The following is a 25,356-nucleotide window of genomic DNA, read 5'->3' on the forward strand; positions in this document are numbered from 1 at the left end:
AATTTGAAGATGTCTAGGCGGAGGTGCTTGGCTGCGGCTGTGGGGTTTGTGGAGCTGGGGGTGTCCACTCGGACGCTTCTTTGTATGCCAGCATCTCTATTACGTACTGCGCAATGAGGACTATAGTCCCCAATATGCCGAGGTAGGGTATAAAACTCAGCACTATTCCAATTATGAGGAGTATGTATGCCGTGTGGAATTTATTTATCGCTGTGTATCTATGCATGTTGTTGAGGAAGAGTATGTGTGCTATGGTTAGGAATATCCCGAAGGCGGCGAGGATAATTCCCATGACGAGTGCGGGGGCTACGACAGGCCATATCCACTCCCCGGCGACGGGCCCCCGGCTAATTGACTGTATGTTTGCCAGTACGGCCAGCGCCAATATGACTAGGGTGGCAATTCCGAGGAGGAACTCTATTATGGGCCCCCAGGCCATCCACCACGCCCAGCCTATGCCTATCCTGTGTAGCGCCAGGTATCCTCTGAAGAGGTAGAGAAAGAATATGAGTACCCAGGCTATTATGAAAACAACCACCTCCCCCGCGAGCAACACCACGACGGATGCCAAGGCGTGAGGGGACTGCATCGACGGTAATATGGCGACGACGGCGGTGAAAATAACGACGGGTATGGCGACAATTACCAGAATTAATGAATATAGATATCCTTTGTACAGCCGTTTATTTGCTTCTCGAAACTCCATAAAATCAAAGCCAAGCCAATATAAATTTTTTCCACAGATTTAAACGGCACCGCGGCGACGTTTTATATCCCCCAGCGCAGAAGAGTTGTGAAGCTGTGGAGATTTATATGGGTTAATCGGTAGATATATGGATTTGTTAGAGGTGTTTAAACTGAGGACTATAGCTGTGGTGGGGGCGTCGAGGGATCCCTCTAAGTGGGCCCACGTGGTGCCTCTCTACCTGAAGAGGGCTGGCTATAGAATAATCCCGATTAACCCATCCGCCGGAGAGATACTTGGGGAAAAGGCGTATCCCACCCTCCACGAGGTTCCTGACGAGGTTGATGTGGTTCAGGTATTTAGGCCATCTGAGGAGGTGCCCAGGATTGCGCAGGACGTTATTAGGCGCCGGAGGGAGAGGGGGGACGTCAAGGTGGTGTGGCTACAGCTGGGGATCAGGGCTCCCCCCGGCGTCCGGGAGGCGCTCGAGGCCGAGGGCATCGCCTTGTTTGAAGACATGTGTATGATGGAGACCCACGCCAGGCTGTTCGGGCTGAGGCCCCTGGCGCCCGGCGAGGTGTAGCAAACGTCCCTGGGCAATAGTTTTTTATATGGACGTAGGTTTTTATGTGTCTATTTGTGATGTTTTTAGAGTTTTGGATTTGGCGGCGAGGCGGGGTGATACTGCCGTCATCGTGAGGGTTTACGACGGCTCAAACGCGTTTGTCGACGCCGTGGTGGGCGGCGGGGCGCTCCTCGGCCTAGCCCCAGCTGAGGTTGTTGAGGCAGTGGGGGGCCTGAAACCCGGGGAGAGGGCGGAGGTGCGGGTAGGCCGTCTCTGGGTGGAGGCGGAGGGGGTACTCCTCAAGCCCTCACTCGTGGTGGTGGGTTTTGGCGAGGTGGCGCGCCGCGTCTCTGAGGTGGCTGTCGCCGCTGGCTTCAACGTGGCGGCAATCGGCCACTCGGCACACGGCGCTGTATACAGGGGAGAGCTGGCAGATCTTGAGAAGCTGGTATCGGAGGGGTCGGCCGTAGTGGTGGCTAACGAAGGTGGCCACCCCAGCGATGTAGATGCGGTGGAGGCGGCGCTTAGGAGGGGGGCCGGCTACGTGGCGCTGCTGGCCAGCCAGCGGAGGGCGGCGCTCGTCGTCAAGGAGCTTCTCAAGAGGGGCATCCCGCGGGAGGCTATAGCGGAGAGGCTGAGGTCGCCGGCTGGCCTCGACATCGGGGCGAAAACCGCCGGGGAGATAGCGGTGAGCATCGTCGCGGAGGTGGTGATGTACTACAGAGGGGGGTGCGGGAAGCCTATGAGAGAGGTGAAGAACCCGTTCGACGTCTTGGAGGAGGTCGAGGGAGTTGACCTCTCCCAGTATAAATGCCAGTGGAGACCTCCGCGTACGCTTTAGCGCCTCTGCGCTAAAGGCTTATCACCCTTTTCGTCATTGGGTGAGGGCCCCACAGCCTCTCCGCGCGGCTCCCCCTTATCAAGTAGGTCGAGGTTGTGGAGTAGACGACGCCCTCCCCGGCGCAACCCAAGCCGGTGGTGCCGAAGGTGGGCCTCGGAAGCTCGACGCCTATATTCCTCCACCTGACCCCGTCCTCGCTCTCCATCACCGGCCTGTCCTCCATCACGTGGCTGTACAGCCTCCCTCCGCATGAGACCAAGGCGTGTGCGTAGCCCTCGCTCCCCTCGGCTAGGCGGAAGTGAGCCAGATCGCGGGTGTAGTAAATCCCCCCGGCTGTGGCAATCAGCAAGAGGCCGCCGGCCGGGAGCAGGTTGTGCTGGTCGTGTTTAAACCTCAGCGGCTTGAGTTCCTCTAGGCTGGGCCCCGCCAGCATATGCCCGACCTCGACAGCCGCGACTAGGGCGTCCCCGAAACTCGCCACGTCGGTCACGTGCGGCGGGCCGTGGGGGAAATACCAGCCCAGCTCCTCCGCCAGCCCGCGGAGGTCAACCTCCTTGTCGGCGGCGAGGTCCCGCAACACGGGCCCCTCCAGCGAGGCGTAGAGCCGGCCCTCCAGCTGGATCAGCCGCCAGCAGGACCGCCTATCCACCTTCTCCTCGGTGGGCAGTCTGTAGACCCCCTCCCACGCGCAGACGTAGTCCTCGAACAAGTCGTTTACGTCTCTGCCGCGGCAACAGAAGGGCTTCCCGTCGCGGTACACGCCGTCTTCCGTAGCCTCTACGATCATATATCCTCGACGTAGGCCCTCCTCTTTATGAAGGTCCCCCTCTCCAGCTCCAGGAAGGCCTCTCTAATCTCCTCCCAGGTATTCATCACAATAGGCCCCCGCCACGCGACGGGCTCGCCGATGGGGACGCCGGATAGCAACAAGAAGCGGGCGGGGCCTCTGGCCCTCAGCACGCCGCCGTCTCTGGACAACACGAGGAGTGACATGTCCTCCACGGCCCTCTCCTGTATCCTCGCAGGGCCTCCGAAGTTGTATACGAGAGTCCTCCAGCCCTCCTCCACCTCGTAGAGGAATTCGACCCCCTCGGGGATCTCAACGTCCATGTAGACCACGGGGATGGGGAGGCCCGACACGGGGCCCTCCACGACGCCAGTGCCTGGCTCCCTAACCCTCCCCGATATCAGCCTCACGACAGCTCCCTCGTCGGTTCGGACTTTGGGCACTGAGCTGTTTTTGAGGTTTTTGTAGAAGGGGTCAGACATCTTGAGCCTCCTCGGCAGGTTGACCCAGAGCTGAAAGCCGGAGACCTCGGGATCTTGTCTATAGGGCCGGGGCATCTCGGAGTGGAATATCCCAGAGCCGGCGTTCATCCACTGGAGATCCCCCGGGCCCAGCACGCCTCTGTTCCCCTCGGAGTCCTCATGGTGGACCTCGCCCTTGAGGAGGTAGGTTATGGTCTGGATACCCCGGTGGGGGTGCCATGGGAACCCCGCCAGGTATTCATGGGGGTACCGGGAGCCGAAGTGGTCAAGCAGAAGGAAGGGGTCTGTGATCTCGGCGAGGACAGGATCGCCGAAGACCCGATAGAGCTTTACGCCGGCGCCGTCCCTAGTCCAAACCCCTTTTAGGAGGAGTTCAATTTCCACGTTATTTATTTCGATTTCTATGTATATACGTATACCTTTACACGTGATTCGGAGACGGGTCGGGCTCCATGTGTCTCAACGGGGTCTCTGTCTGAGCTGTATACCACCGCCGCCACGTGCCCATCCGCGGCTAGGCGCCTAGCCTCTTCGAGAGCCGCCGGGGTGTAGGGCCTCACGTCACAGGTGCATCGCACAATTCTGAACAGCGGCTTTCTGCCGGCGTGGCTCTGGGTGTAGAGCAGGAGGCGGGCCGACCTCAAGACCGACAGGGCTTTGAGGGATAGATCCCCCGGCACAGCCGCGTCTATAGGGAGGTCGATGAAGTACAGACCGGGGGGCACCCTCCCAAGGCCTATATCTAGGTTCTCTAGCATTAGGCGGTACCTCACCGTCCTGGCGCCGGGGGCCGGGCGTATCTCGAGCAACCCCATGTCTTTTAACCTGCTTATAATAACGCGGAGTCTGCTCTCAGACATACCCAAGTCCTCCACCATGTCCTTTAGCGTGACGAAGTCGCTACCGTCCACCAGGTGGCGCCACGTCATATACATGAGGACCAGCTTAACAGACGAGGACAACTTCTGCATTATATACATAAAAATTTATACTTTATAATTTTTACATAGCACCCGTCCCCGGGATAGCTCCTCCAGCGGCTAGCTACCCGCGGGGATTAGTCGGCGTAAGATTTTTTTGGTGAAAATACCAAACCTATGTGATTGTTACAAGATTTGAGTTCTCGAGGGATGACTCGTGTCACAAGCTGGGGCTTAGGCACCCCGTCTACGCTGTGTTGGAGAAGCTTAGACAGCTGGGCCCGGGTGAGGGCGTGGAGGTGGTTACTGACGATTTTGACTGGGCTCTTACCATCGAGACCGTGGCCAGGGGGGCGGCTTACGAAGTGGCTAGGGAGGACGCGTCGGGGAGGGCACGTATCGTTATCTACCGCCGCGTCGCTACGTAGCGCGCCGTCTCCGCGGCTTGTGTCTATTTATAGACTATTCCAGTCTTATAGGTGGAATAACAGATTTTTATAGATAGTTGACGGTTTTCATGGGTCATTACGTCTTTATTAACGACACGGGGCGGTGTATCGGCTGTGAGGCGTGTACGGTGGCCTGCAAGGCCGAGAACTCTGTTCCTCTGGGGGTGTGGAGGCTTAGGGTGAAGTACGTGGAGAAGGGGCTGTGGCCCAACACGAAGAAGTACTTCGTCCAGCTACGGTGCAACCACTGCGAGGCGGCGCCCTGCGTAAGGGCCTGCCCAGTTGAGGCCTTGTTTAAACGGCCCGACGGGATTGTCGACCTGGACCAGACGAGGTGCATCGGCTGTAAGGCATGCATAGCGGCGTGTCCCTACGACGCGATATACATCAACCCCATGAAGGGCGTGGCGGAGAAGTGCAACGCCTGCGCCCACCTGGTGGACGCCGGGTTCCAGCCGGCCTGCGTCCAGGTCTGCCCTACCAACGCCATAATTTTCGGAGACATATCTGACCCAAAGATCCAGGAGATTCTAAACTCCAAGCCTTGGTTTGTGAGGAAGCCGGAGACCGGGGCTAGGCCCATGCAGTTCTACCTAGCTCCAGACATGTCGGCTGTCAATCCGCTGGTGGTGGCGAGGCCGCCCATGGGCCAGTGGAACGAGATGCCCGCGCCAGGGGAGAAGCCCCAGAGCGGGAGGTGGTAGTATGGAGCAGGTATCCTGGGACGTATTCTTCCAGTACCCCTTCTGGGGGAGCCTTATTGCGATCTACGTGCCGATTAAGGCCCTGGCGGCTGGGCTGGTGTTCGCCGCGTCTTACCTCGCCTGGGGCGGGGCCCTCGGCGCCTCCTTGAGGCGGAGGGTGTTTACGGCGGTGCTGCCGCTCGTCCTTGTGTACTTCGCGCTTGCGTATCTAGACCTAGCCACGGCTGAGTACGGTCTTGAACACGGCGACTTCGCCATGTTGACAAGAGCCTCGCAGGTGTTCTTCACGCCCCACTTCACTTCTTTCATAGCTGTGGGGGCGTGGGTAAGCGCCGTCTTTACGCTACTGGCGCTGATCTTCGGCGCCGAGGCGCTTCTGCCAGCGGGCCGACGGCTTGAGCCTTTAAACAGCTGGCTGTTGAAAATAGCGGGCCCGCCGATCTCCCTAGTGGCGGCTCTCTACACCGCCTTCCTCTTCCTGGAGTCAACAGCTAGGGGGGCGTTTCAAGACCCGGCCCTGGTGGTGCTGTACTTCCTCTACATGGCCTCGCTGGGGCTTGTGGGCCTCTACGTCTTCGGCGGAGATAGGCAACTTGCCAAATTCGGCGTCTACGGCATGGCGCTTACCGTCGCGGTGCTCGTGGCGGGGCTCATCGCCTACTCCATGGGGCTGTATAGAACAGACGCCGCGCTTGCCTGGTCTCTAATGACCACCGGCGCCGCGTGGCTGCTACCGGTTAAATACGACGTGCTCCCAGGATCCTTCTGGGGAGGCTTTGTCTTGATGCTACTCGCCACGGGTATCGGGACCGCGGCGTCGATGCGCAATTTTAGAGGCATGGCGGCTGCGGCGCTGGCGCTGTTTGCCGCAGAGGCTGATGAAGCGACTTGAGCTAGTGGGTGGGTACGTGGCGGGGCCTAGAGTTGTTAAGAGGGAGGGGGTGTGGCTGGTGAGGGGCGTGCCCGAGAAGCGCGAGTTGCTCCTCTGGGCGCTTAGGGAGCTCAGAGACGGCGAGGTTGCCCGCGGCCACTACGTTGGGAAGAGGATTAGGACCGACTTGTGCGAGTACCACGAGACGTGTGCGGCTCTGTGCCCAACTGGGGCTCTGCAGAGCGACGGTAAGGGGACTATCTACTTCCGCACAGACATCTGTGTGAGGTGTAAAAACTGCCTCGTGTCGTGTCTCCTCGGCGCGGTGGAGAACGCCGAGGTGGACATGGCCGACGTGCTGGAAGGCAAGGTGCACGTCTTGGCCTCGTTTAGATTGAAGAGGTGTGTGGAATGCGGGGCTTTGTTCCCCGAGAAGAACGGCGAGGCGAGATGTCCCTCGTGCAGACGCCTCTCCCAGGAGTTGAGGCAGATTTTTGGCGAGTATAGAGACGTCACACATATATAGCGCAAACCACCTCCGTCTGTGGATTTGCTACAGGTCTTGTTGTTTATCCCCATGTATGTTAAACACGGGTGGACAGCTCTCAACTCGCCCAGGGGGAGGTACCCAGGCGGCCTGGCGGCTAAGGCGGCCGCCGTTTACGAGGCCCTTTTCTACATATGGGCGCTCACCCTGGGCCTCCTCGTCCCCGTCACGGCCTTGTTTGCAGTTATCCACTTCGTCGGCGTCCCTCTCTACTTTGGGGGGTACCTCTCCCGCTACTCTAGATATGGGAAGGCCTACGCGGTTTTCGAGGCGGCGGAGTTGCTGTATCTCGCGGCGCTCCTAGCCGCTGTCCTCCTCAGGCATTAAAAGGGCTTGAATACCATTAGGTAGATCATGGCTAGATACCCGGCGGACCACAGCGGTATGAACACCCGGACGTACTTCTCGTAGCGGTCAAGGCCCCTCCCGGCCGCCCAGAGGTGGATTAGCTCCACTACGCCGATTATCATGGCTATCCCCAGCGCCGCGTGTATCCACAGCGGCGACTTGGGGAAGCCGTATCTAACCACGGCGAGGGTGAGCCCGGTGGCGAACACAGCCAGCGCAGAGGCGAACTGTAGATAGACAAGCCTCCTGTACCTCCCGTAGCAACCACCCCCGCAGCTCTTCAACACGTAGTAGCCCCCCATGGTCAAGCCTCCCCACCCAACTACGCCGGTGATGTGGAGGGCCAGAAGCGCCTCGGCAAACACGTCTCGATGGCGTTTTCTCTTAATAAGTGTACCCGGGCGGCGCGGCTTGTCGAATCTCGTCTTGTCTTATGTGACTGAGTTTTTTATTACACCTCCGGTGTGGATCTGTGCAGATATTCCGCCCGTATGTGGACCACCGGAGGTCGGCCGCGTTTCTAGACGACTTGAGGCTTGGTAAGCAGAGGGTCGAGGCTAAGCAGGTGATTAAGGTGATTCTGCGTAGGCTTGGGCTTATCAACGACGGGAGGAGGGGGTGGTGGAACCACCCTATCGTCTTGATGTATTTCAACGGCGGTGAGCCGTACATCGAGGATTTGGTGAAGTACTTCGACGCCGTGGTGGGGGAGTGGGTTGCCAGGGGCCGACGGAACTCCCTCGGCCTCGGCGACCTCGCGCCGTATCTCGAAAAGGTGAGGGGGACCGGCGGCACGCCTGTCACCCACGTCCACGAGGTGGAGTACAGGAGGGTCCTCGTGCTGAAGGATCCCTGCTTCTACCTCAAGAAGCTGTCGCCGCGGGAGCTTGAGGAGGTGCTCGAGACGGAGCCCGTGCCTATAAACGGCGTCAACACCTGGCTGTTTAAACGTTATGAGAGGTATAAAGGGTTCGTCGCGGGGCTGAGGAGAGGCGAGGTTGACTGCCACCCCCTATTTGAACACGACCGCTAGACCGCGGCCCGGCGGCGCGGAGTCTCTCAGCGGCGTGCCAGGACCTGGGCCGCGGTTAGACAGCGCGCGGCGGCTTGGCAGAGCTTGCCGTCCTCCGTGACGAGGGGGGCGTCGAGGGACTCGGCGAGCCAGAGGTACACAGCGTCGTAGTAGGTAAGCCCCCTTCTAGTTGCTATATCCAGCACCTCGTCTCTAAGCCCCACGCTGTGCACCGCAATGTGGGCGAGGAGTTTCGTGAAGAACTCCGCATAGGGAGCTACGTCGTCTATCACCTCTCTTTTCTTAAGCTTCCATATGTAGTTGCCTATTTCGTAGTAGGCGAGGTCCGCCGTGTGCTGTTTCTTCAAAACCGCGGGGGCTATTCTAGGCGCGATTTCCACAATCTTGATTATTGCCGAGGCGTCAAATACGTAGCTACCTCCCTTCACGATCCTCCCTTACGCTCCGCGCCGCGTAGTCCTCTCCAAGCTCCACGCTGGCTTTTCTAAGGCCCTCGGCCACCCTTACGGCGAGCTCCGACAGCTCCTTAAGCTCTCTTTTTTCAACCTCCTCTTCCAGCGCCTTTCTGAGGACTTGGGATATGTTTATGCCGTATTTCCTCGCCTTCTCTACGACGTCGCGCCTCACTTTTGTAGACACGGTAACCCAGCCCACGTCTACCAAAGATGTAGTTATTTAAAAACCTACCGCGAGAGGAGTATTTATAGCTGGGGCGTAAACTCCGCGTGGTTGAGGTGTTGGTGTGGTGGGTGATCTTTACGGCGGTGCTCTGGGTGTTGCTGAGTCTGCTGGCTGGGAGGGCGGTCAACCCCCTGGGGGTTTTCCTAGGCGTCGTCCTGGCCCCAGTTGCCTTTCTAGTCGCCGCCTCCGTTGTCGGCTTCTTGGCGCTCGCTCTCGGCGTTTTTATCGTGCCTCTGCTCTTACTCGCCCCCCTCCTGGCGTTGCTCGCCGGGTTTCTAACGGCGCTTTTCGTAGTGTCAGCCCTGGCCGGCGTAGACGTGGCAAGGGCCTTCATCGCCCTCCTTCTGGCCACAGTCCTGCTCCTCGTGCTGAGCGGCTTGCTGTGGCGCTCGCCCCTTCCGCCCAAGCTCCCCATCCATTTTTGAACCCAGCAGTCATGTCCGTCAGCTGATAGAGAAAGGGCGGGGGGATTCTCTGGGATTTGAGGCGGAGTTTGAGGTTTTTGGAGTGTATATTAGATCAGTCGACGTATTTATTAATGACGACGAGGCTCTCTACGCGCTTAGGTGCACAGCGGTGGAGTTTGCTGAGGCGGAGGTTCAAGCGGGTTTACTCCTCCGCCCGGGCGGATGCGGATACGGCTCCCTCCTCCCCTCGCCTCATAGCCAAGTGGCTATCGCTTATTTAACGCGCGTGTGTGCGCCTTTTAGGGCTTCGGTATAGGTGTTAAAAATTGCAGATATTAGCGGCTTGGCCGCGTGCGCCGGTTTTTACTGCTAACAAGCCGCCGTCAGCCCCCGCGCCCCCGTCGCCGCTCCCCGTGGTTATGAATAGGGTGTCCAATCTCGGCCCGCCGAAGGCGCATGAGGTCACGTAGGGGTAGGGCAACGGCAGTCTCTGTATATCGGCGCCGGTGATTTTGACGACGGAGGAGCCTCCGTACATGGCTACCCACAGAGAGCCCTCTGCGTCCACCGTCAGTCCGTCGGGGACGCCGGGCATGCGGCTCAGGTCTATGTAGCCCGACGGCTCGAGGCGCCCACCTTCCCACTTGTATATTCCCACTTTCCTCGTGGGGCTGTCCACGTAGTACATGAGGGATCCGTCGGGGGACCAGTCAATGCCGTTTGAAATAGTCACCCCGCTCATCACCCTCCTCAATGTTGAGCCGGTGTATACATAGAGGGAGCCGGTGGGCTCCCTCTCGTACATGTCCATGCTACCGAACCACAGTTCCCCCGCCGGGCTACACTTACAGTCGTTTAGCCTATTACGCCCCGGCTCCTCCACCCGCGCAACTACGCGGTGCGCGCCGCTGCGCGTATTTAGCTCCGCGATTTGGTTCTTCAAGGTGACTATTACGGTGTCTACATCTTGGGTTAGGGCTACGCAACTTACGTAGTCGTCTAGGCGGTACGTCTTTAACTGCCCCGTCTCGAAGGAGAAGAGGTGGAGGGCCCCGCCTAATATGTCTACCCAGTAGAGGGTGTGGGTTCTGTGATCCCACAGCGGGCTCTCGGCTAGCCTCCCTCTTGGCAGGCTAAGGGGTAGCCACTCCAGCATTACTTCGGCGTCATTACCAAGACTGTTTTTATGTCGTCGTGCGTCCAGTGGTAAGCCTCTGCGTAGTTCTCGAGGGTGGCCTCCTTGGTGATCAGCCTCCTCGGCCAGTCGCCGTACCTCTCCTTGGCCTCTTTTAGATGCTGGAGGGCCATTTGGAAGTGGCGTATCCCCGCGTTTACGGAGCCGACTACCAGCTTGTTGTTAAGCACAGCGTCTGTGAGGAGGGCACCGACGTCGTTTAAAGTGCCGCCTCTTGGGTATACCCCCAGCAACACCTCGACGCCGCCTGACTCAAGCCTCTCCAAGCCCTCCAGCGCCACCTGCGGCGAGCCAGTGGCCTCAATCACTAGGTCGAACTTGCCGGAGATCTCGTCGTGAGCCGCATCGACGTACACAGCCCCAATCTGCTGAGCCAGCTTCGCCTTCAAGCTATCAGGCGGGCGCGTCGCGGTTACGGTCACCGCTAGGCCGCGGAGCCTTAGCAACATCGCCGCCAAAAGTCCGATGGGCCCCGCGCCGAGCACCAAAGCCCTCTGAGGCAGTCGGCTAAGCCTCGCCTGGTAGAGGTTCAGCCCCAGCTCCACCCCCTTCTCCACCACCGACAGCGGCTCCGTGAGCACAGCCACGTCAACCACCTCAGGCGGGACTTTCACTAGATACCTTGCATCTGAGATGGAGTACTCCGCGGCGTGGCCGTGGAGGCCCCATATGCCGTGCTCTAGGTATTTTCCAAAGGGGCAGTAGTCCACCGGCAAGTCGCAGTTTAGGGGGCGCCTCACCGTCGGCACCACGACGTCGCCAGGCGAGACGTTGTCCACCCCGGCCCCCACGTCGGCTACCTCCGCCAGCGCCTCGTGGCCGAGAATTAAGAAGTCGCTACCCTCCGGCGCCTTGCCGTACCTCCCCTCGATAATCTCCTTATCGGTCCCGCACACCCCCACTGCAAGCGGGCGCAGGAGGGCCTCCCCGGCCTTTGGCACCGGCTTCGGCACCTCCCTCAGCCTCAGCGACTCCGGCACCCCGGGCACCGCCGTGACCGCCTTCATATCACCAAGTCCCCCTCACAACCCACACAGGCTCCTCGGTCGGCTCCACCTCCCTCGGCTCCGCCTTGTACCGCTCCAGCACCTTCTCGTTGACCGTCACCCCGATGCCGGGGCCTCTCGGCACCTCCACCGCCCCCTCACTCACGTGGAAGGGATCTCCGATCAAGTCCCTCTTCCACTGGGGCCAGAAGTCGTAGAAAGACTCCAGTCTGTAGAGAGTAGGCGTCACGGCGGAGAGCTGCACCTCAACTGCGAACTGCACGGGGCCGTAGGCGTTGTGGTAAGACACCTCCACGCTGAAGGCCTCCGCCAGGGTAGACACCTTGAGGCTCCCGGTGACTCCGCCGATGTTGCAGGCATCTGGCTGAATTACGTCTACAAGCCCCTCTCTGAGGTACTGCAACGCCTCCTTCACCCCGATGAGCCGCTCCCCCATGGCCACTCTCAACCTGGTGAGGCTCCTGTACTTCCTATAGCCCTCGATATCTTCGTGGTGCACAGGCTCCTCCATGAAATACGGCGAGTATTTCTCCAACCTCTTGGCGATGTCCACCGCGGCGTTGGCGTCAAATCGGCCGTGGTGCTCAATTAAGATATCTACCTCGTCCCCCACGGCATCCCTCACGGCGGCCACTATGGCCTCTGCCTTCTTCAAAGCCTGCGGAGTTATAGAGATGAAGCTGTCTGTAAAGGGGTCGAATTTCAGAGCGTCGTATCCCATGGCGACTACCCTCCGGGCCTTCTCGGCGAAGCACTCCGGGTCTCTGCATCCGCCGTACCAGCCGTTGGCGTACACCCTCACCCGCCTCCTCAAGGCGCCGCCGAGCAGGTCGTGTAGGGGGGCTCCGAACTCCCTTGCCTTCAAATCCCATAGAGCCATGTCAATTGCGCTCAGCGCCGTGGCGCTCTCAAACGACCTAGAGGCGAAGAAATCCTGCCTATACCACTCCCTATGCGCCGGGAGTACGTCGTGGTAGTCCCTCCCTACGAATAATCTGGCGACTTGTTTAACAGCGGAGTAGACTGGGAGCACTCTAAGCGTGGGAACCGCCTCTCCGTACGCCACGGCCCCGTTTTTCGTCACAACTCTTACTAGGATTGAGAAGGAGGCCCACCTGGCGTCTATATCTTGTTCGTAGAGGACAACCGGCTCGATTTCAGAAATCTCCCCCATAGATAATATGCAGTTTAACAGTTTAAATATTTAATAAGATCAAGTAGTCCTATGGAGATCGTCGTTCCGGTGGTCACCCCTTATAGAGGCGGGCGGGTGGACGTAGACGCCTACTCCCAGTTTATTAAACACCTCCTGGGTAGAGGCGTCACTGCTGTCTACGTCGCGGGGACAACGGGTCTGGGGCCGGCCTTGAGGCACGAGGAGAGGGTGGCGTTGCTGGAGGCCGCCGCCTCTACGACGAAGAACGTGATTTTCAACGTCTCCTCTCTCCAGTATGAGGATGTAGTAGGCGCCGTTCGGGAGGCGAATAGGCTCGACATAATCGCCGTGGCCTCCACGGCCCCCTTCTACTTCCCCAGCGTCACGCCGAGGCAGGTTGTGAAATACTTCAGAGATATTTGCCAAAAGTCGTCGCACCCACTTTACCTCTACAACATCCCCTCCGCCGTGGGCAGAGACGTAGATGTGAAGACCGCGGGCGAGGTTGGGTGCATCGCCGGGGTGAAAGACTCCGTGGAGGAGATTGCCCACACCGTGAGGTACAAAAAGGCGTTGCCAAACGCCAGGGTTTACAACGGCTCAAATTCTCTAATACTCGCCTCGTTTGTCTACGGCCTAGACGGCGTGGTGGTGTCGGCGGGTAACTACCTTCCGGAGGTAGTGGCCTCTATAAGAGAGGCTGTGAAGGCTGGGGAGTTGGAAAAGGCGGCTAGGCTCCAGTGGGCTTTAGACGAGTTGCAGATGTTGGCTAGGGACTTCGGCGGCTTGCCGGCTATTTACGAATTCATCCGCGAATTCCAGGGCTTCGACCTGGGGGGTCCTAAGCCGCCGATTTACCCCCTAGATGAGGAGGAGAGGGCGGCGCTTATCCAGAGGCTCAGGGCTCTCCGGGAGCGGCTGAAGCTGTGACCTGGATAGCTGCGCTGGGGGAGCCTCTTATAGAGCTAAACGCGTTGACTAGGGGGCCTCTTCGATATGTGCAGTTTTTTGAGAAGCACGTGGCGGGGTCTGAGGCCAATTTCTGCATAGCCGCAGTGATGTTCGGCGCCAGGTGTAGCCTAGTGGCCCGCGTCGGCGACGACGAGTTTGGGCGCAACGTAGTTGAGTACTTGAGAGGCCGAGGCGTCGACGTTTCACACATCAAGTTCGATAATGCCCCTACCGGCGTGTTTTTCGTCCAGAGGCACTACCCCGTGCCGGGTAGGTCTGTCATGTTTTACTACAGAAGGGGTAGCGCCGGCAGTAGACTCTCGCCTGTGGATGTAGACGAGGCTCTTATCAAGGCGGTGGACGCGGTGCACTCCACGGGGATTACTCTAGCCATTAGCGATTCGGCGCGGGAGGCTGTCCACAAAGCCTTCGAAATAGCCAAGAGGACTACGTTCGACACAAATATAAGGCCGGCGCTGTGGCGGAATTTAGAAGAGGCAAGAGTCGCTGTGCTTGACGTGCTGAGGCGTGGAGTAGAGGTTTTGATTACCGACCCAGACGACACGGAGGTGGTGCTGGGCGTTAGGGAGCCGGAGGAGGCCTACAGGAGGTACAGAGAGTTGGGGGTTGAGGTTCTTCTATACAAGATGGGCGCCAGGGGGGCGTACGTCTTCCGCGGAGATGAGAAGTACTTCAAACCGGCGTATTCCGTACCCGTGGAGGATCCTACGGGCGCGGGCGACGCCATGGCCGGTGTGTTCACCGCGATGTATCTCTCTGGAGCTGAGCTGGAGAAGGCGCTGGCGTACGCAGTGGCCTCCTCCGCCCTTGTGGTTACTGTGAGGGGGGACAACGAGGCCGTTCCAGACGTGAAGGACGCGGAGGCTCTGCTCAGGGCGCTATGAGGAGCGCGTTGCTGAGCAACGGCAGGCTGGCTGTGTTGCTTGACGGCAGTTTCTACATTGCCGATCTCTACTACCCACACGTCGGCAGGTACAACCACAGCTTCGGCGGGCGTTTCAAAACTGGGCTTTGGCACAACGGCAAGTTCACCTGGCTGGAGTCAATTCCCAAGAGGATAGAGATGGAGGGCCTCACCGCGAGGATGAGGCTGTGGTGGGACGGGCTAGAGGTGGAGTTTTTCGACTTCGTCGACTTTAATCTCGATGTGTACATAAGGAGGGTAAGCATCAAGGGCGAGGGCTACGTGAGGGTTATCTTCTACCACGATTTTAGAATAATGGAGGCCCCCCAGGCGAACACCGCCTTCTACCACCCCGAGGCAGACGCCGTGGTGCACTACAAAGACCGGTTCTGGTTCCTAGCGGGGGCCAGCCACCCCATATACGAGTACAACGTGGGAAGGAGGGACTTCGGCACCGTGCTGAGAGACTGCGAAGACGGGACTCTGGAAAAGACGCCCATAGCACAGGGCTCGGTGGACTCGGCAATTTCCATAGCCTACCCCAACTTCTACTACTGGATAGCCGCCGGCCAGAGCCTAAGCGACGTCTTGAAAATACACAAAGCAGTCAAGGCCAACCCAACCTACTACGAGAAGAGAAGCGTTGGGTATTGGAAAGCGGTGACGACGCCGTATGACGATAGGCTGGAGGCCCAGTCTATAGCAGTGTTGCTGGGACACATCAGCGAAAACGGGGGCGTCGTCGCCTCCCTCGACTCCGACATCTTGAAATTTAACCTAGATACCTACGCCTACGTGTGGCCCCGCGACGCGTCTATAGTAGCCATGGCTCTTGACGAATACGGCTTCCACGCCGTGACGAGGAGAAGTTTTGAATTTATGCTCAGGCATGTGGGGCCCGAGGGCTACCTCTTCCAGAAGTACAACGTAGACGGGACGTGGGGCTCCACTTGGCACCCGTGGACGGCGGCGGGTAAAAACTCTCTAAATATACAGGAGGACGAGACAGCTATATTTATTTACGCCCTGTGGAGACATATCGAGAAGGTAAAAGACTTCGACCTCTTGAAAAAGGCGTACCCAGCTATCAAAGCCGCCGCCGACTTCATGGCTAATTTCCGAGACAGAGAGCTGGGGCTACCTCTCCAGAGTTTTGACCTCTGGGAGGAGAGACTTGGGGTCCACCTCTACACCACGGCCGCGGTATACGCCGCGCTGAAGGCCGCCGGTAAGCTGGCTATGATGCTCGGCGAGGAGGAGGACGCCTCCACCTGGCTAGCCGCGGCGCACACAGTAAAAGAAGCCGTCTCTAGGTACATGTTCGACGAGAAGCTGGGGAGGTTTGTCAGAAGCATCAAAATTGAGGATGGCAAGGTGGTGGAGGTGGACAGGGTAGTGGACGCCAGTATGATAGGCGTGGCTCTCTTCGAGATGTTCGAGCCCAGCGACCCCCGCGTGGTGAATACAGTAAAGACAATTGAGGAGAGGCTCTGGGTGCCGAAGGTAGGAGGCCTGGCGAGGTACGAGGGCGACATCTACCAGAGAGTGCCGGGGGACTACAGCCAAATTCCGGGAAACCCCTGGATAATAACAACGCTGTGGCTAGCTGAGTACTACGCAATGCTTGGAAACATAGCGAAGGCCACCTCGTTAGTCAAGTGGGTGGAGGCCGTATCGCCGCCCAACTACCTACTGCCAGAACAACTAAACCCCTTCGACGGTAGCCCGGTGTCCGTCCAGCCCCTTGCGTGGAGCCACGCAGAGTACCTACTCGCCAAGTCACTCCTCAAAAAAGCCGAGGCACGGAAACAATAACGAAGGCCAGGACGTGGCCATAAAGAGGGTCGTCTCTCTCCGGAACCTACCCGTCCACTGGTACCGGGGGGTAGATATTAGGCGGATGTTTATAGAGCTTAGGGAGGGGGGCGTGGCGGCTTTGAAAAATTTATCGAGGCTGTCGATGGGTATGTTTAGGTGGTTAGAGCTGGAGGGCGAGGAGAGGCGGCACGTGGTTGAAATTTTGTGAAGAGAGCTGGAGGGCGATGCCTGTATTGCATTCGCCTTTGTCTTTGGTAGCTTTGTCGAGGGAGGGCCTTTTAGAGATGTGGACGTCGGCATCTACTTGAGGAAATCTCTCGACGTGCTTGAGGCTTATGCATACGCGGAGGAGCTCTCAGCGAGGCTCTCCAAGGCCGTCGCCCTGCCCGTCGACGTCGTTGTACTAAACTTCGCCCCCAGCTGGCTGAGGAGGAGGGCGCTGAAGGGGCTGGAGCTGTTTGTAAAAGACGAGCTTCTCTGGGCCGCCGTGTGAGCCAGCGCCGTAGACGAAGAGGAGGGCCTCCGACTCTATACGGAATAGGACAGCGTCAACGGGCGAGTCCTCCCACAGCTCCTCCAGCTACTGGCGCTACTGCATCAGAGTTGCCGGGCAATCTCGCACCAGTTCCTACGGCGTGTTTAACTGCGCCGATGTTGGCTAGTTGCCGGCTGTGTATGCGCCTACCACCTTTTTCACATCTTCTACATATTGGCGGACTTTTTCCAGCTCTACCTTGAGCTCCTCGATGTCCACTACGCCTTCGTAAAAAGCCTCTCCATGCAGGATCTTGTATCTAGCCATGTATCTATCTCTCAAACCCAGATCTCTAACCACCGGTGCCCCTTCTACAGCTCTCTCAACATCGCCCTCCTCTCGCAGCGGCTCATCGACTCCTTCCCCGCCAGCGCCAGAATCAACGCGTTTGTAGCCTGCACAACCGCGTTCCACGCCTTCTCGGCGGCGTCTCTCATCAAGATTCTAACCCCCTTAGCCACAGCCTCGCCGAACTCCCCCTCCGCGGCCCGCGCGAAGGCCTCGGCGTCTTCAATAAACTCCCTGACCCGATCCGCAACTCCGAACTGCACGCCACACCCCCCACTTCAGGTATAAAATCTTAACACCTAGGCCCCAGCCTCTTTTAGATGCGGCGCCTCGGACCTGCCCGGCAGTTCACCGCCATCCGCCGAAGGTAAGGCCTCTTAGCCGTAGCTTCACACAGGGGGTGATGTTTTTAAGCATCTCTCAGATGTGTGTCATGTCTAATCTCGCCGTAGGTATATTGGTGACGCGGTGGGGTTATGAGGGAGGAGGCTCTTGTCTGGTTTAGAGAGGCCGTTAGGGACTGCCTAACGGCGAAGATGTTGCTTGAGGCTGGTGTTTTCCACTCAAGCGCCTTTTTCTCCCACCAGGCGGCGGGAAAGGCTTTGAAGTCTCTTTTCTTCGTGCTGGCTAGGAAAGAGCCGCCTAAGCGGCACAACCTCCTAGAGCTGTACAGAGAGCTTTGGCGGTACGGAGTGGAGCTCTCCCCCCAGCTAGTGGAGGGCCTCGCCGTGGTGACTAAGTACTACGCCACCTCCCGCTACCCAGACGCCGCAGGCGGTCCTCCCTCTGAGCTCTTCACGAAGAGAGAGGCTGAATACGCCCTTGAGGTTGCGAGAGAGTTGATAAAGCTGGCGTCTCTGACTTATGGAGAAGAGGGTTGTTGACGCGGTCCAGAGGTTTGTTGAGGAGCTGAGGAGGGAGGGCATCGAGGTTGAGGCAGTCTACCTCTTCGGCTCCTGGGCGCGGGGGGACTGGCTTGTCGACAGCGACGTGGATTTGGTAATTGTGTCACCCCACTTCAGAGGCGTGCCCTGGCTCAAGAGGCTGGAGATGCTGGCTAGGATAGAGGCGCGGCTCGACCTTCCGTTGAGCCTAGACGTGTTACCCTACACGCCGGAGGAGTTGGAAAAAGCCAAATCCGCCGTCTTAAGAGACGCCTCGCGTTACTGGAGGCGTGTAGTATAGCTAAAAACGCCGCGCCGGAGGCCACAGAGTGGACCTCGGCGGCGCTCGGCGAGGTGAGAAAGGCGCAACGCGGCGGCGCCGAGCAGGCTCGGGGCGCGCGGCGCACTAGCCTAGGACCGCCTCTCCTATCTTTTCGAAGCGGTAGTTGAGCCTCCACACCATTCTCCAGCCTACGAGGTACACGCCGTCCTCGGTGAAGAAGGCTCTTTCTGCTGGGAGGTCCAGATCTGCCTTAACTGCGAGCCCCCTTCCCACCTCGATGAAGAGGGTTCTAAGCCTCCCGTGATGGCCGACGTATGGTATGAAGGCTAGCCTCGTGGAGGGGTCGTAGGCAAAGGCGTGGTGGTCTTGGAAAACGGGCGTGTACGCATTGGCTATTGTGAGGTTTGACGTCTCGCGGGGCGCCGCCGGGTTGGACACGTCGAATTGGGCGATTTTGACGCCGCGCTCGTGGAGGCCCACCCCTAGCAACAGCCCCTCCCCCACTGGGTGGAGGTATTCCGAGAAGCCCGGGGTCTTGAGGTAGCCGAGCACCCTCGGCCTCGCCGGGTCGGCCAAGTCGACGGCGTAGAGGGGGTCCACCTGTCTAAAGGTTACTAGGTACATCACGTTCCCCACCAGCCTCGCCGCGTATATCCTCTCCCCCGGCGCCAGGCCCTCCACAGAGCCCACAAGCCTCCCCCCACTGTCGAAGACATAGACGGCGTTCACCGGCTCGCCCTCCGTGATGTAGAGGCGGAGCTCGGGGGGACATCTGACGATCACCCTCGCCGGCGTCTGGGTAATGTCTATGATAGGGCACCCCGCCGCCCGCCACACATACCCCACGTGGAAGCGGATGGGAGACGCCGTGGTGGCCACGACGAAGCCGCCGTCGACCTCCTCTACTGCAAACTGGTCCAGCACCTTCCCAGGCGCCTCGGCCACCGCCTTGAGCCTCAAGTACGGCCCCTCGCCCTCAAATACGTAGATCCTAGTGGCCGTGGTGATATTCGCCCTATTCAAGATGTGGACGACGTCTGTGCTGTTCTTCAGCAAGTCTAGTACAGAGAGGTATAGGACGAGTGGGTTCGTTCTGTCGAGCCTCTTCTTGACGTCGTCTGGCAGGAGGCTCCACGTGGCGTTGACCACCTTGGCCAGGTAGTCCGGCAGGGCGAGGGGGGTGATTACGTATAGGCGGTTGTCTCTCATGTAGACCCTGGGCGTGGAGCCGGCGACGTAGACGGAAGCGTTGAATTGGAGACTTCTCAAATCCACCCCGGCGACTATCAGCACCGCGGGCGGAGCCCCGAGGGCTAGCACGGGGGCCTCCTCGACAACGCGGCCGTTGATCTCCACCCTGGCGGGGGACTGGGCGACTATGTACACCGCGCCGTCGCTCATCCTCGCGGCCACCGGCCAGCCCGACAGGTTGTACACAGCGAGGCGGGAGCCGCTCCCAAGATCGTACACGTAGAGGGCTGTGTAGCCCCTCGTCTCTCCATACACCAGCGCCCTCCCGCCCCAGACAAATACGTGGCACCCGAGGCCGGGGCACTCCAGAGTCTTCACCACACGGGGCGTCTTGTCCACCACGTAGAGCCTCCACCCCGCCGCCACGTATAGATACTCCCCGTCGAACTTCACATAGTCCTCCTCGTCGACACCCCACACCTGGACGTTGGCCGCCGACGCCGATTTGAACACGCCAGCCGCCGCAGGCGCGGCGGTTGTTAGATAAGCTGCGCGTAGATCAGCCATTATAAAGTCGCCTTGTTGCAACAGCTCCAGAGCGGCGAGTTTAACAACTGGTAGCCTCGGCGAGGCAGTTGTCTCCGCCGCACCCCCCTCGACATGCATCTTAACCGCGAGAAGGAGTGCCAGCGCCAGTATAGTCAGCGCCAGGGCCGCAAGCTGGCGAAGCACGGAAATACACCCCTCTCAGCTTATATCCCTAATGTACTGGGAGTACATCCCGAGCGGCTGGGCGTTAAACAATTTGCACAAAGCTTGGAAAACATAGTGAAGTCTTTTACCCAGCTATAGTGCTGACCTCTCTGAGGATAATATATTCTCTTATTTTGTCTACAATAGAGTTTATGAATATTTATGTAGCATATTTAAAAAGTTGTTTGTTGTGTTTCATATGGTGTTTGCAAAAAACCCGATAGATCGCCTCCGTGAACGCGGTTTTGATGTCGGCGACGTGGGGGATGCCCTGCGTCTTGCTATTATAGCTGAGCTTGACGCCATCAGCCTGTATCTACAGCTCGCTAGATATGCAGAAGACGAGAGGGTGCGCAGAGTTTTTCAAGACGTGGCAAACGAGGAGAGGACGCACTTCGGCGAATTCCTCGCCCTCCTCAAGGAGTATGACCCCCAGCTAGCCGGGGAGCTGGAGGCGGGGGCGAAGGAGGTGCGGGAGCTGGCTGGCGTGGGGGCTGGCGAGGGTAGAGATCCGCCTAGCAACGGCGGATGGATCAGCCAGCTGGCTAAACAGGTGGCCGACGCCGCCGCCGCGGCGAGGCGGTTTAGGAAAGTGGTCGCTACCTACAAGGTGGGACGCGGCGCCGATGCTGTGGCCTTTGAAGTGCTGACGAGGGAGGGCAAAGCCGAGAGGAGGATCACGCCATTGAGGGAGCTGAAAATTAGGTTCACCGTGTCGCAACAACAAGTCGACCTCGCGCTGTCCAGGGGGGCACCTGTGGAATCTGTCGAGGCTGATAAGGCCGCCGTCAAGCTGGCGTATGAAGAAGACGCCGCGGTGCTCGGCGATCTTCTTAAAAGCGGAGATGTTGTAGAGATTTCCAGCTGGGACAGGCCGGGGTCTGCTGTGCAGGAGGTGGCTAAGGCCGTGGCTGAGTTGTACAGGAGATACGTCCCCGAGCCCTATGTCCTGTTCGTAAGCCCTGGGAGGTTCGCAAAGCTGGTAGCTGTAGAGGAGAAGACGGGGGTTATGGAGCTCACACGGGTAAAGACCTTGGTGAGGGACGTGGTGGCGTTGCCACAGCTCGGCGACAACGATGCTCTGCTCATTTCTATCCACCCCTCCGTGGCCGACATAGCCGTGGGCGTTGACGCCGAGGTCATATACCTAGGCCCGGAGGAGGGGGGACACGGCTTTCTACTACGCGAGACATTCGCCGTGAGGGTGAAGAACCCCGCCGGCGTTTTGGCGCTACGGGTAGGTGGGTAGTTTTTTTCTCTAAACTTTATAGGTATGTAGTTACTACATACCTATGTTGTTTAGAGACAGGCCTGCGGAGCGGCTGGAGGAGCTTTTCGACAGAGAGTGGGAGGTGAGGCGGCTGGTGGAGGCGGTGGGCGGCAGGGCTCTTACCCTGGTGTTGGGGATGAGGCGGGTGGGGAAGACTTCGGTGGTTAAGGCGGCGACTTACGGCCGCCTGCGGGTGTACATAGACGCGAGGGTGTTCGAGGAGAGGCCCTACATATCCTACGACGACTTTCTAAACGCGCTGAGGGACGAGCTTAGGCGGCTCCTGCCTCTACACAAGAGACTCGCTGAGCTCGTGGCGAGGGTCAGGGGCGTGTCCGTGGCTGGCGTCGACGTCAGGTTTGAAGTGGGGCGGAACGCGCCGCGGCTCGCCGAGTTGCTGGAGGCTTTTGACCAGTGGGCTGGGGAGAGGGGGGAGAGGCTGATCTTCATAATCGACGAGGCGCAGGAGCTGGTTAAGCTCAGGGGCAGGAACCTGCTCCCGGCGCTTGGCTACGCCTACGACCACCTCCGCAACGTTGCGATGGTGTTCACAGGCTCCAAAGCCGGGCTGTTGCTGAGGTTTCTCAGGCTGGAGGACCCCCACAGCCCCCTCTTCGGGAGGTACGCCGAGAGGATTGACATCGGCCCCTTTCCGCCGGAGCTCTCGGCGAGGTTTCTAGAAGAGGGGTTTAGACAGGCGGGGGCGGAGATCGGGAGGGACCTCGTCGAGAGGGCAGTGGAGCTCCTCGACGGGGTGGTGGGCTGGCTGGCGTACTTCGGCCTAAGGGCCTTGAAAAGCCCCGGGACGGCGCTTGACGAGACTGTGGAGTACGCCAAGAGGCTGGCGGCATCGGAGTTCTGCCACTTCGTCCAGTACACAGGATCGCGGAGGTACATCCACGTGGCTAAGATCTGCAGACAAGGCGCCAGGTGGTCCGACGTGAAGCGCTACCTCACCGCCGCGGAGGGCCGGGAGGTCTCAGACCCCGAGGTAACCAAGTTGCTCACCAACCTGGTGAACTACGGCTTCTTGGAGAAAAGAGGCGATTTATACATAGTGGCGGACCCCGCCCTCAGGCTGGCCCTGGGGGACCTGCGTTGCTAGCGCTCCCCCTTTAAGATGTGCTGGAGGTGGCTAAGCAACTCCATGGGCACCACGATCTTCGTCGACGGGGAGGAGGCCATGTTCTTAAGCGCCTCTAGGTACTGGAGCAACAGGGCGTTCGGCCCCAGCTTAGAGGCGGCTTCGTTAAGTAGCTCAAGCGCCTTCGCCTGGCCCTCTGCTCTGAGGATAGCCGCCTGGCGCTCCCCCTCCGCCTGGAGGATGGCGGACTGCTTCTGACCCTCCGCCCTTAGAATAGCCGCCTGCTTCTCGCCGTCTGCCTGGGCGATCATAGCCCTCCTCTCCCTCTCCGCGGCTATCTGCTTCACCATCGCCGACTGCACCGTCGACGGCGGGATGATCTCCCTAATCTCCACCGCAGTCACCTTCACCCCCCACCTCGCCGTGACCTCGTCCAGCTTCGCCCTGAGCACGGAGTTGATGTACTCCCTCTTGGCGAGGACCTCGTCCAGCTCTATGTCGCCCACCACGGCTCTAAGCGTCGTCGTGGCTATCCCCACGGCCGCCTGCTTAAAATTCTGCACCTGTGTGATAACCTTCTCCGGGTCCACCACCTTTAGGTATATGAGGAGGTCGATGTCCACCGGCGCGTTGTCCTTAGTGATGCACGTCTGCTTCGTCACGTCGATGACCTGCTCCCTGAGGTCCACGGGGTAGGCCTGGTCGACGACGGGGATGAGGAACACCAGCCCGGGCCCCCTCAGCCCGACGAGGCGCCCGAGGCGGAAGACCACCAGCCTCATAAACTCCGGCACCACGCGTATGGAGGTGGCGACGACGGCGATCACGACGACGGCAATCAACAGAGCCGCGATGCCCCAGACAATCTCCGCCTGCAGTAGCATATTGAGCTATTTCACCACTTTTTTAACTTTGAGGGTGAGGCCCTCCACCTCCACCACAACCACCTCCGCCCCCCTCTCCACGGCCTCGTCAGACACCGCCGTCCACTCCTCCCCGGCCACGTACACAACCCCCGGCTGCCCCGGCCCTATCTCCGTCTTGGCCACCCCCCTCGCCCCCATCAGCTGGCTACGGTAGTCCAGAGGCCGCCTCTTCAAAGCCTGCCTCACCTTGTACCCCACGTACGCCACAGCCACAGCCCCAACCGCCGCTAGGCCCGCCGAGGCGTATGAAGCCCCCTGGGACTGGTAGTAGGGCTGGCCGCTCCCCGCGAAGTACAGCGAAAGGGCAAAGAGGGCCAGGCCCGAGGCGGCCAGGGCCCCGTGGCCGGCCACCATCTCCCCCACGATAAGCGCCGCGCCGGCCATGGCGAGGAGAAGGGAGAGGAGGTCGGCCCCCAGCTGGCCCACGAGGTAGAGGGCAAGGGCGAGAAGAACGCCGCCCACGACGCCCACCCCCTGGAACCCCGCGGCCACCAGCTCGTAGCCGATGAGCACGACACCCAGCAGGATCATAAGCGAGATGAGGGCCGGGTCCGACAGGGCGTTGAGCAACCTCGCCAGCGGGTCCCGCCTGTACACAGCCGCGAAGCTCCAGCCCTCTGGAGGCGGAGGCTCGGCGATGCCGAGCTTCACGGCCTCCGCGCCGGTGAGCACCCTGTTCTGCCTAACAAAAGACTCGGCGACGTCGACGCGGGAGTCGTTCCACTTGGCGGAGGCCAGGGACCTCATCCTAGCCGCGGCGTAGTTCACCACCTTTGGGTCCGGGGGCCTGGGCTCCGCCGCGCCTATCTCGGCCGTCGGCGCCATGTAGATGCGCCTCGCCGCCATGGCTATGAAGGCGCCCGCCGACACCGCCTTGGCCCCCTCCGGCACGTAGGCGTACACCGGCACCCCGGCGTTTAGAAACATCTCCACGATCTGGTCCATGGGGCCGAGGAACCCCCCGTAGGTGTCCAGCACCACCACGAGAGGCACCCCCAGCCTCTCCGCCTCAGCCAGCGCAGACCTAGCCAGCGACGCCGCCGTGCCGTCCACAGTCCCGTCGAGGTAGAGGGCCACCGCCGCCCCCCCGGCCGCCGCGTGCGCCGCGAGGAGGAGAAGCAACCCCAGCCACCTGCCCACGCCCCCATCAACAAACAGTTTTAAAAATTGAGGCGCCCAGCACCCCGTGGCCAAGGAGGCGAAGCAGGCCATCAGGGAGAGGATATGGAGGCTAATGGAGGAGAGAGGCGTCGCCGCCTTCCCCCGCCCCGTCTACGGCAGAATCCCCAACTTCAAAGGCGCGGAAAGGGCCTGCCAGAACCTAGCCCACCTAGACATATTCGCCAAGGCCGCCGTGGTTAAGATAAACCCCGACGCCCCCCAGAGGCCCTGCCGCGAGGCGGCGATGCACGCCGGCAAGAAGGTGGTGATGCCCACACCCCGCATCCGCGAGGGCCTCCTCCTCCTAGACCCAGCCCAGATCCCCAAAGCCGCGTACAGAGAGGCATCCACCATCGCCGGCGCCTTTAAATGGGGCAGGCCCGTCAAGCCCTGGGACCTCCCACCGGTGGACCTCGTGGTGATAGGCTCAGTAGCCGTAAACCCCAGAGACGGGAGGAGGCTCGGAACCTTTGCATATAATCTCGCCGGACCCAGAAGTGGACCAATAGCCTAAGGCCTCCACTTTACTCCAAGCGTACAGGTTCCCAATTACATGACTCTGACAAAGCGCTCTGTTAGTAAGGATTTTGGTTTGTATTTCTTCGCCTA

The 25,356-nt window shown here is 59.7% G+C and carries 34 protein-coding genes and 1 pseudogene; 20 read left to right on the forward strand and 15 right to left on the reverse strand.

The genetic code is table 11. From position 1 onward, the window contains the following. Positions 1-13: 13 nt before the first annotated feature. Positions 14-706 (reverse strand): hypothetical protein, encoded by a 693-nt coding sequence (locus P186_RS08945; protein WP_014289141.1) that lies wholly within the window; start codon positions 704-706, stop codon positions 14-16. Positions 707-833: 127 nt separating this feature from the next. On the opposite strand from P186_RS08945, the gene P186_RS08950 reads away from it, so the two are divergent. Next, positions 834-1,268, forward strand: a complete 435-nt coding sequence (locus P186_RS08950) for a CoA-binding protein (protein WP_014289142.1) — start codon at positions 834-836, stop codon at positions 1,266-1,268. A 28-nt stretch (positions 1,269-1,296) separates the two neighbouring features. Then, entirely contained in the window at positions 1,297-2,091 is a 795-nt protein-coding gene (locus P186_RS08955) for an XdhC family protein (protein ID WP_014289143.1), read from the forward strand. A 10-nt stretch (positions 2,092-2,101) separates the two neighbouring features. Here P186_RS08955 and P186_RS08960 read toward each other — a convergent pair whose 3' ends face one another. Genes P186_RS08960 through P186_RS08970 form a run of 3 tightly spaced genes read right to left on the reverse strand, consistent with a single transcriptional unit; the run spans position 2,102 to position 4,331 of the window. Further along, positions 2,102-2,878 (reverse strand): hypothetical protein, encoded by a 777-nt coding sequence (locus P186_RS08960; RefSeq protein WP_014289144.1) that lies wholly within the window; start codon positions 2,876-2,878, stop codon positions 2,102-2,104. Further along, positions 2,875-3,744 (reverse strand): pirin family protein, encoded by an 870-nt coding sequence (locus P186_RS08965; RefSeq protein ID WP_014289145.1) that lies wholly within the window; start codon positions 3,742-3,744, stop codon positions 2,875-2,877. Before P186_RS08965 ends, P186_RS08960 begins: the two co-directional genes overlap by 4 nt. Positions 3,745-3,761: 17 nt before the next feature. Continuing rightward, the gene (locus P186_RS08970) at positions 3,762-4,331 is read right to left on the reverse strand and encodes a helix-turn-helix domain-containing protein (RefSeq protein WP_148682906.1); all 570 of its coding nucleotides are present in this window, start codon (positions 4,329-4,331) and stop codon (positions 3,762-3,764) included. 128 nt (positions 4,332-4,459) lie between these two features. Here P186_RS08970 and P186_RS08975 point away from each other — a divergent pair, with 128 nt between their 5' ends. From P186_RS08975 to P186_RS08995, 5 genes are all read left to right on the forward strand, one after another. Further along, on the forward strand, positions 4,460-4,708 hold the full coding sequence (locus P186_RS08975; protein WP_014289147.1) for a sulfurtransferase TusA family protein: 249 nt from the start codon (positions 4,460-4,462) through the stop codon (positions 4,706-4,708). Positions 4,709-4,797: 89 nt separating this feature from the next. Then, entirely contained in the window at positions 4,798-5,433 is a 636-nt protein-coding gene (locus P186_RS08980; protein WP_148682907.1) for a 4Fe-4S dicluster domain-containing protein, read from the forward strand. A gap of 1 nt (position 5,434) precedes the next feature. Next, positions 5,435-6,325 (forward strand): hypothetical protein, encoded by an 891-nt coding sequence (locus P186_RS08985; protein ID WP_014289149.1) that lies wholly within the window; start codon positions 5,435-5,437, stop codon positions 6,323-6,325. Next, complete coding sequence (locus P186_RS08990; protein WP_014289150.1) at positions 6,312-6,830, forward strand: 4Fe-4S dicluster domain-containing protein; 519 nt, start codon at positions 6,312-6,314, stop codon at positions 6,828-6,830. The genes P186_RS08985 and P186_RS08990 overlap by 14 nt, the downstream gene beginning before the upstream one ends. Before the next feature lie 18 nt (positions 6,831-6,848). Next, a complete protein-coding gene (locus tag P186_RS08995; protein WP_014289151.1) occupies positions 6,849-7,178 on the forward strand; it encodes a hypothetical protein in 330 nt (109 codons plus the stop codon). On the opposite strand, the gene P186_RS09000 is transcribed toward P186_RS08995, so the two are convergent. After that, on the reverse strand, positions 7,175-7,564 hold the full coding sequence (locus tag P186_RS09000; RefSeq protein ID WP_014289152.1) for a hypothetical protein: 390 nt from the start codon (positions 7,562-7,564) through the stop codon (positions 7,175-7,177). The two genes, P186_RS08995 and P186_RS09000, sit on opposite strands and share 4 nt — an antisense overlap. 107 nt (positions 7,565-7,671) lie before the next feature. Here P186_RS09000 and P186_RS09005 point away from each other — a divergent pair, with 107 nt between their 5' ends. Then, positions 7,672-8,232: a pyrimidine dimer DNA glycosylase/endonuclease V gene (locus tag P186_RS09005; protein ID WP_014289153.1), complete on the forward strand. Its 561-nt coding sequence runs from the start codon at positions 7,672-7,674 to the stop codon at positions 8,230-8,232. A 26-nt stretch (positions 8,233-8,258) separates the two neighbouring features. Here P186_RS09005 and P186_RS09010 read toward each other — a convergent pair whose 3' ends face one another. Next, positions 8,259-8,660 carry a type II toxin-antitoxin system VapC family toxin gene (locus P186_RS09010; protein WP_014289154.1) on the reverse strand — a complete coding sequence of 134 codons (402 nt, stop codon included), beginning with the start codon at positions 8,658-8,660 and terminating at the stop codon, positions 8,259-8,261. Then, entirely contained in the window at positions 8,647-8,895 is a 249-nt protein-coding gene (locus P186_RS09015; protein ID WP_014289155.1) for a type II toxin-antitoxin system CcdA family antitoxin, read from the reverse strand. Before P186_RS09015 ends, P186_RS09010 begins: the two co-directional genes overlap by 14 nt. A 62-nt stretch (positions 8,896-8,957) precedes the next feature. Here P186_RS09015 and P186_RS09020 point away from each other — a divergent pair, with 62 nt between their 5' ends. Next, positions 8,958-9,338 (forward strand): hypothetical protein, encoded by a 381-nt coding sequence (locus P186_RS09020; RefSeq protein ID WP_014289156.1) that lies wholly within the window; start codon positions 8,958-8,960, stop codon positions 9,336-9,338. A gap of 82 nt (positions 9,339-9,420) precedes the next feature. Next, positions 9,421-9,636, forward strand: a complete 216-nt coding sequence (locus P186_RS09025) for a hypothetical protein (RefSeq protein ID WP_148682910.1) — start codon at positions 9,421-9,423, stop codon at positions 9,634-9,636. A 3-nt stretch (positions 9,637-9,639) separates the two neighbouring features. Here P186_RS09025 and P186_RS09030 read toward each other — a convergent pair whose 3' ends face one another. Genes P186_RS09030 through P186_RS09040 form a run of 3 tightly spaced genes read right to left on the reverse strand, consistent with a single transcriptional unit; the run spans position 9,640 to position 12,696 of the window. Beyond that, the gene (locus P186_RS09030; protein ID WP_014289157.1) at positions 9,640-10,476 is read right to left on the reverse strand and encodes an SMP-30/gluconolactonase/LRE family protein; all 837 of its coding nucleotides are present in this window, start codon (positions 10,474-10,476) and stop codon (positions 9,640-9,642) included. Next, complete coding sequence (locus P186_RS09035) at positions 10,476-11,522, reverse strand: glucose 1-dehydrogenase (RefSeq protein ID WP_014289158.1); 1,047 nt, start codon at positions 11,520-11,522, stop codon at positions 10,476-10,478. Before P186_RS09035 ends, P186_RS09030 begins: the two co-directional genes overlap by 1 nt. Before the next feature lies 1 nt (position 11,523). Beyond that, the gene (locus tag P186_RS09040; protein WP_014289159.1) at positions 11,524-12,696 is read right to left on the reverse strand and encodes an enolase C-terminal domain-like protein; all 1,173 of its coding nucleotides are present in this window, start codon (positions 12,694-12,696) and stop codon (positions 11,524-11,526) included. Positions 12,697-12,747: 51 nt separating this feature from the next. Here P186_RS09040 and P186_RS09045 point away from each other — a divergent pair, with 51 nt between their 5' ends. From P186_RS09045 to P186_RS09065, 5 genes are read left to right on the forward strand one after another with little or no spacing between them, the layout of a single operon-like run. After that, positions 12,748-13,608: a bifunctional 2-dehydro-3-deoxy-phosphogluconate/2-dehydro-3-deoxy-6-phosphogalactonate aldolase gene (locus P186_RS09045; protein ID WP_014289160.1), complete on the forward strand. Its 861-nt coding sequence runs from the start codon at positions 12,748-12,750 to the stop codon at positions 13,606-13,608. Then, a complete protein-coding gene (gene kdgK / locus P186_RS09050) occupies positions 13,605-14,534 on the forward strand; it encodes a bifunctional 2-dehydro-3-deoxygluconokinase/2-dehydro-3-deoxygalactonokinase (protein WP_014289161.1) in 930 nt (309 codons plus the stop codon). The genes P186_RS09045 and kdgK overlap by 4 nt, the downstream gene beginning before the upstream one ends. Then, the gene (locus P186_RS09055; protein ID WP_014289162.1) at positions 14,531-16,369 is read left to right on the forward strand and encodes a glycoside hydrolase family 15 protein; all 1,839 of its coding nucleotides are present in this window, start codon (positions 14,531-14,533) and stop codon (positions 16,367-16,369) included. Before kdgK ends, P186_RS09055 begins: the two co-directional genes overlap by 4 nt. A gap of 13 nt (positions 16,370-16,382) precedes the next feature. After that, positions 16,383-16,580, forward strand: coding sequence for a hypothetical protein (locus tag P186_RS09060; RefSeq protein WP_148682911.1), 198 nt, complete (start codon positions 16,383-16,385; stop codon positions 16,578-16,580). A 24-nt stretch (positions 16,581-16,604) separates the two neighbouring features. After that, on the forward strand, positions 16,605-16,865 hold the full coding sequence (locus P186_RS09065; RefSeq protein ID WP_257719883.1) for a nucleotidyltransferase domain-containing protein: 261 nt from the start codon (positions 16,605-16,607) through the stop codon (positions 16,863-16,865). 165 nt (positions 16,866-17,030) lie between these two features. On the opposite strand, the gene P186_RS13855 is transcribed toward P186_RS09065, so the two are convergent. Both P186_RS13855 and P186_RS09070 read right to left on the reverse strand, forming a co-directional pair. After that, positions 17,031-17,207, reverse strand: coding sequence for a hypothetical protein (locus P186_RS13855; protein WP_014289165.1), 177 nt, complete (start codon positions 17,205-17,207; stop codon positions 17,031-17,033). An 11-nt stretch (positions 17,208-17,218) separates the two neighbouring features. After that, positions 17,219-17,458, reverse strand: coding sequence for a hypothetical protein (locus P186_RS09070; protein WP_014289166.1), 240 nt, complete (start codon positions 17,456-17,458; stop codon positions 17,219-17,221). Positions 17,459-17,671: 213 nt separating this feature from the next. Here P186_RS09070 and P186_RS09075 point away from each other — a divergent pair, with 213 nt between their 5' ends. Further along, positions 17,672-18,079 (forward strand): HEPN domain-containing protein, encoded by a 408-nt coding sequence (locus tag P186_RS09075; protein ID WP_014289167.1) that lies wholly within the window; start codon positions 17,672-17,674, stop codon positions 18,077-18,079. Continuing rightward, positions 18,060-18,380, forward strand: a complete 321-nt coding sequence (locus P186_RS09080; protein WP_014289168.1) for a nucleotidyltransferase domain-containing protein — start codon at positions 18,060-18,062, stop codon at positions 18,378-18,380. The genes P186_RS09075 and P186_RS09080 overlap by 20 nt, the downstream gene beginning before the upstream one ends. A gap of 105 nt (positions 18,381-18,485) precedes the next feature. Here the strand turns inward: P186_RS09080 and P186_RS09085 are convergent, their stop codons facing one another. After that, the gene (locus P186_RS09085; RefSeq protein ID WP_014289169.1) at positions 18,486-20,285 is read right to left on the reverse strand and encodes a beta-propeller domain-containing protein; all 1,800 of its coding nucleotides are present in this window, start codon (positions 20,283-20,285) and stop codon (positions 18,486-18,488) included. 220 nt (positions 20,286-20,505) lie between these two features. Here P186_RS09085 and P186_RS09090 point away from each other — a divergent pair, with 220 nt between their 5' ends. Continuing rightward, the gene (locus tag P186_RS09090) at positions 20,506-21,555 is read left to right on the forward strand and encodes an encapsulin (RefSeq protein WP_014289170.1); all 1,050 of its coding nucleotides are present in this window, start codon (positions 20,506-20,508) and stop codon (positions 21,553-21,555) included. Positions 21,556-21,598: 43 nt separating this feature from the next. Further along, entirely contained in the window at positions 21,599-22,681 is a 1,083-nt protein-coding gene (locus P186_RS09095) for an AAA family ATPase (protein ID WP_014289171.1), read from the forward strand. On the opposite strand, the gene P186_RS09100 is transcribed toward P186_RS09095, so the two are convergent. Both P186_RS09100 and P186_RS09105 read right to left on the reverse strand, forming a co-directional pair. Next, positions 22,678-23,544: an SPFH domain-containing protein gene (locus P186_RS09100; RefSeq protein ID WP_014289172.1), complete on the reverse strand. Its 867-nt coding sequence runs from the start codon at positions 23,542-23,544 to the stop codon at positions 22,678-22,680. The genes P186_RS09095 and P186_RS09100 overlap by 4 nt on opposite strands. Positions 23,545-23,550: 6 nt before the next feature. After that, a complete protein-coding gene (locus P186_RS09105; RefSeq protein ID WP_237179386.1) occupies positions 23,551-24,726 on the reverse strand; it encodes an NfeD family protein in 1,176 nt (391 codons plus the stop codon). Between the two features lie 46 nt (positions 24,727-24,772). Between P186_RS09105 and P186_RS09110 the strand changes: the two are divergent. Continuing rightward, a pseudogene (locus tag P186_RS09110) lies at positions 24,773-25,213 on the forward strand (5-formyltetrahydrofolate cyclo-ligase); the annotation flags it as partial. Positions 25,214-25,356: the final 143 nt, after the last annotated feature.

The sequence above is a fragment of the Pyrobaculum ferrireducens genome (assembly GCF_000234805.1).
GTDB classification, from domain to species: Archaea; Thermoproteota; Thermoprotei; order Thermoproteales; family Thermoproteaceae; genus Pyrobaculum; species Pyrobaculum ferrireducens.